The sequence below is a fragment of the Bacillus sp. JJ1609 genome, from assembly GCF_036967045.1.
Classification (GTDB): domain Bacteria; phylum Bacillota; class Bacilli; order Bacillales; family Cytobacillaceae; genus Mesobacillus.
This window is the reverse complement of sequence record NZ_JBALSS010000018.1, coordinates 62531-73179: the sequence shown is the minus strand read 5'-3', so window position 1 is coordinate 73179 and position 10649 is coordinate 62531. Positions and strand designations below refer to the sequence as shown.

The following is a 10649-nucleotide window of genomic DNA, read 5'->3' as shown; positions in this document are numbered from 1 at the left end:
AGGCCTTATTGGTGACCTCATTTTCCAATTTTTCATTCTTTTTGGTAACCAAGAGGCCTTACAAGTGCCCTCTTTTCCAATATTTGCTCTTCCAGGTAATCAAGAGGTTTTTTGGGTGTCTTTATTTTTAGAAAAAGTAGTTCGGAATGAGACCATTCCGAACCCCTTTTGTCTACAAACAGAAAGGAGCAGGGAATACCCTGCTCCTTTCTTTTACATTATTGGTTAAGGTCATACCTCTTGCCTTTAACGAGATAGAAAACATTTTCTGCAATGTTTGTAACATGGTCGGCAGCTCTTTCCAGGTATCGGCTAATGAACGATAGCTGAGTGATTTGCGCCAGCTGCTCAGGCTTGCTTTGTGCAAGAGACAGTAAATCCTTAATTGTCTGGCCATATAACTCATCAACCTGATCATCCATTTGAGCAACCTGTTTTGCCTTGCCTAGGTCCTCTTCATTGTATGCTTCAAGTGATAATGTCAGCATTTGCAGTGAAAGCTGATGCATCTGCTTAATATGTTCAATAGGTTTTACAAGCGGTTCATTTCCAATTCTGATTGTGGATTTTGCGATATTCACCGCAAAGTCTGCCATTCTTTCAATATCTGTAGCAATCTTGATGGCTACAATTAGCCTTCTTAAATCAACTGCTACCGGCTGCTGTTTAGCAATCAATAAAATCGCAAAATCATTGATTTCTTCTTCAAGAATATTCGCATCAGCATCATCTTCAAGTATTTTTAAAGCTAGTTCAATATCTTTATTCTCCAAAGCCTCGAGTGATTGAGTCAGTGCGTTTATTGCAAAATTCCCTAGCTCAAGCAATTTGGCATGCAATGTTTTAAGATCTTCATCAAATTTCCCTCTAACCACCATGTAATCCTCATCCTTCCAACTGAATTGTATGAAAAATCAACCGAAACGTCCAGTAATATAATCTTCCGTCCTCTTGTCTGAAGGAGTGGAGAATATTTTATCTGTATCAGCAAATTCAATTACTTCCCCATTCAAGAAGAAAGCAGTCTTGTCAGAAATACGTGCTGCCTGCTGCATATTATGAGTAACGATAATAATGCTGAAATCTTTTTTCAATTCTTGTACAAGCTCCTCAACCTTCAATGTTGAAATAGGGTCAAGCGCTGATGTCGGTTCGTCCATTAGGATTACATCTGGTTCAATCGCAAGGGCGCGAGCGATACAAATACGCTGCTGCTGTCCGCCTGAAAGACCATATGCATTTGAGTTTAAGCGGTCCTTAACTTCATCCCAGATAGCTGCACCTCTTAAGCTTTTTTCTACAATTTCATCTAGGATTTTCTTATCACGGATTCCATGGATTTTTGGACCATATGCAATATTTTCATAAATGGATTTTGGAAACGGATTAGGTTTTTGAAATACCATTCCCACGCTCGTTCTTAAATCTTCGACCTGAAAGGATTTATCAAGAATATTTCGTCCCCTGTATAAAATTTCACCAGAAATCTTTACTGTTGGCACCAATTCAACCATACGGTTCAAAGTCTTAATATAGGTTGATTTACCACAGCCAGACGGTCCGATAATTGCTGTAACTTCATTTTCATTGATCGCCAAATTAATATTTTTCAAAGCATGGCCTTCACCATACCATAGGTTAAGGTCTTTTGTATCGTATACAACCTTTTTATTATTCTTATTGTCCGCGTTCTGATTTTCTGCTTTTACGTTTGTCTTATCTGTAACTACTGACATATGTTAACCCTCCCAGACTAATATCTTTTTTGGAATTTATTACGAATCAAAATGGCAATTGAGTTCATCACGAACAAAACTAACAATAAAATGACGATTGTTGCAGCTGCAAGATTTGCATATTCAGCTACAAGTGCCGAGTCTACTGTCCAATAATAGATCTGCACAGGCAAAATCGTAAATTTATCAAAGATTGAGTCAGGAATAGGAATTAACAGTGCAGGTATTCCGATAACAACGAGTGGCGCGGTTTCACCGATCGCACGTGATAATGCAAGAATGACACCAGTGAGAATTCCGGGTATGGCTGCAGGCAGGACAACGTTTTTAATGGTCTGCCATTTTGTTGCACCCATTCCATATGAGGCTTCCCGTAAAAATTGCGGTACTGCTCGAATGGCCTCCTGGCTCGCCACAACAACTACCGGAAGTACCAGTAAAGCCATAGTTAACCCGCCTGCAAGAACTACAGAACCTAAATCAAGTGTTCTTGCGAATACAGTTAATCCAAGGATACCAAATACTACAGATGGAACACCAGCCAGGTTCGAGATATTTGTTTTAATAAATGAAGAGATACGTCCTTTTGTTGCGTATTCTTCTAGATAAATGGCTGTCCCGATACCTAGAATCATGGTTACCGGAGCTACAACGAGCATGAGCCAGAAAGTCCCCATTATTGCTCCCCAGATACCGGCTCTCTCCGGGTCTGTAGATAACCTATTTGTCAGGAAATCCACGTTGATCCATGGCAAGCCATCCGACAATACACGGTAAATTAGTACAACCAACACGACAAGGCCGAATAATGTGGCCATGAAGAAAAGTGCTTTTGCCAGGTTATTGGCTAATAAACGTGAACCCATTTTTTTATGGACTTGTTTTGCATCTACGTATTTCATATTAATATTCCTCCCTGAACCTGCGAGAGATATATTGAGCGACTAGGTTCATGATAAGCGTGAAGACAAACAAGGTCATGGCGACTGCATAAAGGCTGTAATATAAAGTTGTTCCCGCAGCCGCTTCTCCTCCGGTTACTTCTACGATATAGGCAGTCATAGTCTGCATCGATTGTGTGACATCGAAGGTGAAGTTTTTTGAACTTCCGCTTGCAATCGCGACAATCATCGTCTCTCCTATAGCTCTAGAAATTCCGAGCACGAATGAAGCAATAATACCTGAAATTGCTGCAGGTATGATAACCTTCCAGGTTACTTCAAGCTTTGTTGCACCTAAAGCCAAAGCACCCTCTCTCATTGCGTTTGGCACAGCGCTCATTGCATCCTCTGATAATGAAGCAACCATCGGGATGATCATAATTCCCATTACGATCCCCGGGCTCAGAATGTTGGTAGGTTCAAGGCCTGGAATAAACGATCTTAAAAGAGGTGTAACAAAAGTGAAAGCAAAAAAACCATAAACGATAGTAGGAATACCAGCTAAAATTTCAAGAATCGGTTTTAATACTCTTCGTAATTTTTCAGAAGCATACTCACTCAAGAATATGGCCGTCATAAGTCCAACAGGGATCGCAACCAGCATCGCAATTACAGTTGAAATAAGCGTTCCTGTCAGCAAAGGCAATACACCAAAGACAGCATGATCACCCAAAGGCTTTAATTTAGTGCCTGTAAAGAAATCTATAAAAGGAACGTCTTTGAAAAAGGCGATTGTTTCCGTTAATAAAGTAAGTACAATTCCAATTGTCGTAAAAACAGAGATTGCTGCAATACCAAATAAAATCTTAGGAATAAATTTTTCAGTGTAATTGTTGACACTACGAGTCTTTTTCTTCTCTTGTATCATATCACGCACATTCAGTTTTTTACTGCTATCGTGAACTACGCTTTTCGCCAAGTGTAAAACCCCTTTCATCCTTCTCATCCAAGGAAGAACTTTTTTCCTTATAGTACCCCAGGAAAACAAATTAATTTTTTAACACACACAAGAAGATGAGAAGGTTAGACCTCTCATCCTCTTAGTAAAAAGGTTTAAGAATTTACTTCTTTAATCCATTTAAAGTATCAAGAGAAGCTTTGATATCTTCGTCAGATAAAGGAGCGAATCCAGTTTCTGCTGCAACATCCTTTGCATGCTCCATTGTATAGATCGCATAATCAAGAACTTGTGGCTTATTCTTAGCCTGGTTCACGTTCAAGTATGTGAATACTGGACGAGTGAATGGTGCGTAATCGCCATCTTCTTTGATTGTATCTAATGAAGGCTCAACAGGACCCTTACCAAAGTCAACTTTAACAGCAGAAAGTTTATCTTTATTGCTGTCATAGTATCCGTAACCGAAGAAACCAATTGCGTTTTTATCTTTTGAAACAAGATCCACTAAAGTTGAGTAATCTTGCTGTAGATTGATGTTTCCAGGAAGTTCTTGCTCCCCTAAAATGTTTTCAAACATGAACTCATATGTTCCGTGGTTTTCGTTCGGGCCATATGTTTTGATTTCTTCATTTGGGAAATCAGCACGAACATCTGACCATTTTTTCTTTCCAGCACTTGCAAGGAAAATATCTTTAACTTCTTGTTCTGTAAGTTCAGTAGCCCAGTCATTGTCTTTATTGATTACGATTGTAATACCGTCTAGCGCAACCTTCATTTCCTGCACTTCAATGCCAAGTTTTTCTGCTTCGGCTTTTTCTTCATCTTTTATTTGTCGGGATGCATCATTAAAGTCTGTACCGTCTTTTACAAGGAATTTCTTAAAGCCCGCTGATGTTCCGGCACGGCTTACTTCAACAGAGACATTTTCTTGTTCTCCCATATAATTTTCAGCCATTTTTGCCATGAACGGATAAACTGTACCAGAACCATCGATGACAACACTGCCTTCTAGTTCTTCACCATTTTTTCCTTCGTTATCTCCACCACCGCAAGCTGCAGCGAATACCATGACAGCTGCCAGCATTAAAAACAGGCTCATTTTTTTAAGACACTTCATTCCTTAATTCCCCCTACGAGATATGGTTGTTTTGTCCTACAGACTAAGAATAATGCTTTTCTTTTAACGTTGTTTTAACTGAATGTAAAGGTTTTGTAAATTTAGCTAATTGATGTGTGAGCTTGTCGAAAAGCAGGTATACATTCAGGCTTGCCCGCTTGCGGTTAGTATACCCAACGCTATAAAAAAAAAACTGCCCCTAATGGGACAGTTTTAGTATGCTATTGTTCAATCTCCGCTTCAATTTCTTCCAGCAGTTCAGCGCCTTCTTCTTTCTTCTCTACTTCCTGGTTAGGCTGTTCGGGATTCATATTCCCTTCCATCCGCTTCTTTTTAAGCTCGAAATACGTATCAAGCACCCTGCGCCCAATATCATTGTTCGCATGGTGTCCCTGGTTTCCTTCGTATGCCCATGGAACCATTACGGCTAAGGCAATTTCAGGATTCTCATTAGGTGCATATGCAACAAGGCTCAAATTCATTACCTCAGGAGGAAGCTGGCCTTCAGGAAACTTCACTGGGCCATCATAGGCAGCCTGGGCAGTACCGGTTTTACCTGCTGGCTTATACTCCGCGGTATAGAAGGAACCATATGCCGTTCCACCTCTGTCCTGCATAACTCTCCTGAAACCTTCCTGCACTCTGTCAAACCATTCTGGTTTGGCATCGACTTTATTAAGAATGACCGGTTCGATTTCTTCGAGCACAGGACCAACTTCATTATTCTTCATAACCGGTTCACGAATTTCTTTCACAATTCTCGGCTGCAGACGATTTCCGCCATTAGCGATGGTTGAGACATATTGCGCAAGCTGAATCGTTGTGTAGGTGTCATATTGGCCGATTGCAAAGTCAAGTAACAGACCTGGCCTGCGTTCCATTCCTTTAAAACCAATCATTTCATTTGGCAAATCTATGCCAGTTCTTGCTCCAAGGCCAAATTGGCTGAAGTAATTCCTCATTGTATCGAAAGCTTCAGGTTCAAGATACAATGGCTGATCATAATTGTAGATCCCTTTACCGATATTAATTGCTGTCCTGAACATGTATACATTAGAGGACACTTTCAATGCATTACGGTCATCAAGTGTACCCAAACCTGCTTTCCAGGATTTCTTTGGATTTGTTCCTTTAATTTTGATCGGTGTATCATAAAATGAAGTTCCTGGCTGAATTGCCCCTGTCTTGAAGCCTGTCAGGATTGTTGCTCCTTTTACAGCCGAGCCAACGTTATAAGACGTGGTAAAATTACCGCTTGCAAAGTCTTGCATAATGGTTTTTCCAGTCTTTTCATCCTTTTCAATTTGCTTTCCTGCAAGTGTGAGGATTTCTCCTGTATTTGGGTCCATCAATACTACAAAAGCCCTGTCTAAAAGCCGGGTTCTTGGCTGCTGTTTTGCTTTTAATAATTCCTCTTCAATTATTTTCTCAACAGCTAACTGCAAATCCATGTCTACTGTCAAAACAAGGTCCTTGCCACGCTGGCCGTCGGTAATTACCTTTGTATCAAGGACATTTCCCGCTTTGTCAGTAATGTTTTTGACCTTTGCTTTTTGACCATGCAGTACATCTTCATATTGCTGCTCGATATAACTAAGGCCAACCCGATCGTTCCGGCTATAATCACGTGATAGATAATATTCAAGCTTTTCTTTAGGCAGCCCTTTCTCAGAATCACTAACTTTTCCAAGAATCGATTTCAGCGTTTTATCGAACGTATAATCCCGCTCCCAATCTGTAGTTGTATCGACACCCGGAAGCATTTCAAGGTTCTCACTTACAACCGCGAATTCTTCAGGAGTAACATCCTTTTTGACAATTTGCGGAGAAAGTGCGTATCCACTGATTAGTTCACGGAAGATCGCAAGGATTTCTAGATCCTCAGCAGACAATTCTTTTAATTCCTTTTCTGTAATCCGGTCTAGCTGAAGATTGTATATTGCCTTGTCATCCAGCTTTTTTTCATCATACAGATCCCATTCTTCTTCCTTTATTTTTTCCTTTGCTCTTTCTTCATTCCTTAAAATCCAATAATCTTTTTTGTCTCTTTCTCTTACCTTTTTTAAGTCTTCTTTTGTATCTTTTTTAATCAACTTTGCCAGGCGCTCAGCTACCATCAGCATTTCCTTTGTGTCAGTGCTCTGGCTTTTTGTATACGTAATGGCCTTGCTTGGTATATTATCGACGATTGTTTTCATATTCCGGTCATACATCTTCCCTCTTGGAACCGGATTATTTACAGTAACATCTTCGGTACGTTCGATTTCTCTCTTAAAATCTTCACCATATACAATTTGAACAATGCCCAGCCTTAAAATCAGCATTGAAAATAACATAAAAACGGCAAAAAACACCATATTCAGCCTGAATGGCACATGCGTCTTCTTCTTTTTCTTTTTATTCAAGCCTCTCCCACCTCTTCAGTCTGTATGTCCGTGCATTAGCACTAATCTTTATTTTATCGAAAAAGCTCGATTTTTTCTATCATGAAACAGCATAAGAAATTTTTTCCATAATAAAAACCGGGAAAACCCGGTTATGCTGGAGCTTTTAGATTGATTTGCCGGATGAATAAATAAATGAGTGTGTGCCCGCTTCCAAGAATAACAAGAAGAATTGGGATGATTCTCTCCTCATTGAATAAAGTGATCGCTCCTAAAAATAATAAAATCGAAAAAATCCTGCCCATGTTCAAAAATAACTCTCTTACCACTATATATTCGATTCTCATTTCAGCAGCCTTCCACCCTCTTCCTATCACATCATATGTCATGGAAGAATAAGGAACGAGCAGCAACGGATAAGCAACTGCAATCAGAGCCGCATATAACAATAAACGGGTATAGGTTGGATCAAAGACAATCAGGAATATTGCTATAAAAAGCATCAGACCGCCGATAAGAATTGCTCTTTTCCTTAACTCTTTTTTCAGCATTCGTGAAACAAAATAATAAGCAAGAAACGAAATTCCTGAATTAATCAATCCGTATGTTCCGAGCGCCATCTCACTATCAGTAGCTATGAAAACAAAAACTGAGACGATAAAAACGAACACTCCCTCTCTTAATCCCTGGAAAAAATGTGCGTTTGTAATCAATCTCCAATTTTTATCATGTTTCCTCTCCGTAATGATACGCTGGAACCAATACTTTCCATGGGCTGGTCTCCGTTTTAAAGAAAAACTTAAAAACACAGCTACAGCAAATAGTCCTAGTGAAAGACCGAATACGACTGTATATCCAGTGAATTTTTCGAGTCTGGAAATAATAAAACCCGCTGCAAACGGTCCGATCATTCCCCCTACTGATCCGAGAATACCTAGAAATCCATTAAAAAAATCCCTGGTATCTGGTTCTGTGATTTCAAATGTCAGCACGTTATATGCAAGCCAATAAAAACCGTAGCCCATACCTAGCAAAGCACCTAGCAGCAGTAAATAATCCGAAGCTCTTGTTCCCACAAACAATACAGTCACATAAAACAAAGCTAAAAATATGACTCCAATTCGGAGTACAATCACTCTGTCTACTTTTTTAGCCCATCTCCCCGCAAGGATAAAGGTCAATGGCTGAGCCACTACAATTGATAAATTATACAACCCTAAATCGGCAAGCTCTCCTGATTGCTTCCATAAGTATATATTTACAAAGGTATTAGAAAGGGCAATGCTCAATGAGTACAATCCCCCGATAATCAATAGGAGCGTTAAATCCTTTGTAAGTTCGATATCTCCTAATAATTTGTTTACTTTGCTCATGATCTACTCCCCTTTTCTCTAGGGTAGTTTCTAACAAAGTAAACACCGTTATGCAGTTTTTCGCCATTGTAATCAACAGGCGGGTGACGGGCACAGCAAAATAAAACAAAAGGAAGGCTGCAATTGACTGCAGCCTTCCTTTTTAAAACAATATTACTTTGAAGCGTTGTAACGGTTGTTAACTTCTTCCCAGTTTACAACATTCCAGAAAGCACCAATGTATTCTGGTCTTCTGTTTTGGTAATTCAAGTAGTACGCGTGCTCCCATACATCAAGTCCAAGAATAGGAGTCTTTCCTTCCATTAAAGGAGAGTCCTGGTTTGGAGTGCTAGTAACTTCTAGTTCTCCATTGTTAACTGCTAACCAAGCCCAGCCAGAACCGAAGCGAGTAGTAGCAGCCTTTGAAAATTCTTCCTTGAAGCCTTCGAAGCCGCCAAATTTAGCGTTGATTGCTTCAGCTAATTCTCCAGTAGGCTCGCCGCCTCCGTTTGGAGAAATTACTTGCCAGAATAAAGAGTGGTTAGCATGTCCGCCGCCGTTATTGCGGACAGCAGTGCGTGCAGCTTCAGGAACTGCGTCAAGGTTAGAAATAACTTCTTCAACAGTTTTTGAAAGAAGCTCTTCATTGCCTTCCAAAGCGTTGTTAAGGTTTGTAACATAAGTATTGTGGTGCTTTGTGTGGTGAATATTCATTGTTTCCTTGTCGATGTGTGGCTCAAGCGCATCGTATGCGTACGGTAATTGCGGTAATTCAAATGCCATTTTAACATCCTCCTATGTATCTTGGTACACTTTCCCGAACAAATCTATCTTATTATTCAGACATTAGAATTGTTCTAAAAGCGCTTCATCATTAGATTACCAGAGAACGGTAATCGATTCAAATAAAATGCTCCAGTCCAACGGAATTAAAATACCCAAGATTGAAATCTTTTATTCTCTTTATATAAATGGCTGTGTTAAAGGGCAATGTTGATTTTTAACACCGTTGATTGGAGCGGAAACCAACAGCCAAGTTTAACACAGCCATTTAAATAGTATACAAGCTAACTTTCGAAAAATCGTCAATATTACACAAATGGCTTTCTGTCAACGATTTAAGTCGCATCAACTTGTATCACCACCCACATTATTCCAATACCCCGTTGACATAATTTGATCAATTCTTTTAAATCAAAAGTGTAGAAGTATAGTAAGGAGACGATCCTGTTGGACAAAAATATTTCATTATACAGTTTAATTTTACAAAACTTCATTGATAAGGAAACAATCCAAAAAATCAAACCCGACACATTACTATTTCAGGAAGAAGAAAATGTGGACCATGTTTATATCATCCTGAGCGGCAGTGTTTCTGTGGGACGTGTTCATATGAAAGGCAAAGAATTCATCTTGAAGATCTTAAATGGCGAAGAAATGGTTATTGAATATGAGCTGTTTAAACATTCACCGCGTTATCATTTTTCTGCCAAGACACTAACAGAGTGTGAAATTCTAATGATTAAAAGAGAACAATTCGAAGAATTTATCATTAATGATCAAACAGCAATGAATGCACTAGTCAATTGGCTTAGCACCCGCTATTTAAAAGCACAGATGAAATGCCAGGATTTAATTATGAATGGCAAAAAAGGCGGCCTTTACTCAATCCTAATTCGTTTATGCAATAGCTATGGAGTGATGACTGATGAAGGAATCCTGATTGATTTGCCACTCACACATCAGGAGCTGGCCAACCTTACCTACGGAACTAGGGAAGTCGTCCAAAGAATGCTGAAGGAATTACGTGAAAAAGACATCATTTCATATGATCAGCTTAAGTTCACTATAAAAAATCTTGCTTACTTGAAACGAGAAGTGGATTGCCAGAATTGCTCATTCGAGATTTGCGGGCTGAATTAAAGTAGAAAAATCTGCTATTTGCAGCACGATTTCAGTTGGTCGACAAAGATACAGTTCACCGATTAGTTATTGAAACCCTGTTGATTGGAGTGGAAGGCGCTAGACTCCTCCGAAAATGCTAACGCATTTCCATCGTGCGTGGGCAGATTCGAGGAAGCTAATCAGTGTCCTGCGGGAGCAGCGGCCAAGGTGAGACCAAGGTGAAATGATCCATGGGATCATTTGCACCCCGCAGGAGCAAAGCGACGAGGAGGAGCAAAGCGACGAGGAGGCTCACCTGACGCCCCGCGGAAAGCGA

General features: G+C 39.8%; 10 protein-coding genes. 2 read left to right on the top strand and 8 right to left on the bottom strand.

What is annotated here, in order from left to right:
- Nucleotides 1–229: hypothetical protein (locus V7654_RS14410; protein WP_335431161.1), on the top strand; the 229-nt coding region annotated here is incomplete at its 5' end.
- Here the strand turns inward: V7654_RS14410 and phoU are convergent.
- The 8 genes from phoU to V7654_RS14370 form a co-directional block, all read right to left on the bottom strand.
- Nucleotides 219–878, bottom strand: coding sequence for a phosphate signaling complex protein PhoU (gene phoU / locus V7654_RS14405; protein WP_335431158.1), 660 nt, complete (start codon nt 876–878; stop codon nt 219–221). The genes V7654_RS14410 and phoU overlap by 11 nt on opposite strands.
- A 36-nt stretch (nt 879–914) precedes the next feature.
- Nucleotides 915–1736, bottom strand: a complete 822-nt coding sequence (gene pstB / locus V7654_RS14400; RefSeq protein ID WP_335431156.1) for a phosphate ABC transporter ATP-binding protein PstB — start codon at nt 1734–1736, stop codon at nt 915–917.
- A 17-nt stretch (nt 1737–1753) separates the two neighbouring features.
- On the bottom strand, nt 1754–2638 hold the full coding sequence (pstA, locus tag V7654_RS14395) for a phosphate ABC transporter permease PstA (protein WP_335431154.1): 885 nt from the start codon (nt 2636–2638) through the stop codon (nt 1754–1756).
- Between the two features lies 1 nt (nt 2639).
- Entirely contained in the window at nt 2640–3614 is a 975-nt protein-coding gene (gene pstC, locus V7654_RS14390; protein WP_335431153.1) for a phosphate ABC transporter permease subunit PstC, read from the bottom strand.
- 124 nt (nt 3615–3738) lie between these two features.
- Nucleotides 3739–4692 (bottom strand): PstS family phosphate ABC transporter substrate-binding protein, encoded by a 954-nt coding sequence (locus V7654_RS14385; protein WP_335431152.1) that lies wholly within the window; start codon nt 4690–4692, stop codon nt 3739–3741.
- Between the two features lie 221 nt (nt 4693–4913).
- Nucleotides 4914–7049 (bottom strand): peptidoglycan D,D-transpeptidase FtsI family protein, encoded by a 2136-nt coding sequence (locus V7654_RS14380; protein WP_335431283.1) that lies wholly within the window; start codon nt 7047–7049, stop codon nt 4914–4916.
- A gap of 179 nt (nt 7050–7228) precedes the next feature.
- Nucleotides 7229–8449 (bottom strand): MFS transporter, encoded by a 1221-nt coding sequence (locus tag V7654_RS14375; RefSeq protein WP_335431150.1) that lies wholly within the window; start codon nt 8447–8449, stop codon nt 7229–7231.
- Between the two features lie 153 nt (nt 8450–8602).
- Nucleotides 8603–9211, bottom strand: a complete 609-nt coding sequence (locus V7654_RS14370) for a superoxide dismutase (protein ID WP_335431149.1) — start codon at nt 9209–9211, stop codon at nt 8603–8605.
- A 447-nt stretch (nt 9212–9658) separates the two neighbouring features.
- On the opposite strand from V7654_RS14370, the gene V7654_RS14365 reads away from it, so the two are divergent.
- On the top strand, nt 9659–10351 hold the full coding sequence (locus V7654_RS14365; RefSeq protein ID WP_335431147.1) for a Crp/Fnr family transcriptional regulator: 693 nt from the start codon (nt 9659–9661) through the stop codon (nt 10349–10351).
- The last annotated feature ends 298 nt before the right edge of the window (nt 10352–10649 follow it).

Coding starts and splice junctions, on each gene's coding strand:
- V7654_RS14385 (WP_335431152.1), bottom strand. CDS start 4,692: ATGAAGTGTCTTAAAAAAATGAGCCTGTTTTTAATGCTGGCAGCTGTC.
- V7654_RS14370 (WP_335431149.1), bottom strand. CDS start 9,211: ATGGCATTTGAATTACCGCAATTACCGTACGCATACGATGCGCTTGAG.
- V7654_RS14375 (WP_335431150.1), bottom strand. CDS start 8,449: ATGAGCAAAGTAAACAAATTATTAGGAGATATCGAACTTACAAAGGAT.
- pstA (WP_335431154.1), bottom strand. CDS start 2,638: ATGAAATACGTAGATGCAAAACAAGTCCATAAAAAAATGGGTTCACGT.
- V7654_RS14380 (WP_335431283.1), bottom strand. CDS start 7,049: ATGGTGTTTTTTGCCGTTTTTATGTTATTTTCAATGCTGATTTTAAGG.
- phoU (WP_335431158.1), bottom strand. CDS start 878: ATGGTGGTTAGAGGGAAATTTGATGAAGATCTTAAAACATTGCATGCC.
- pstC (WP_335431153.1), bottom strand. CDS start 3,614: ATGAAAGGGGTTTTACACTTGGCGAAAAGCGTAGTTCACGATAGCAGT.
- pstB (WP_335431156.1), bottom strand. CDS start 1,736: ATGTCAGTAGTTACAGATAAGACAAACGTAAAAGCAGAAAATCAGAAC.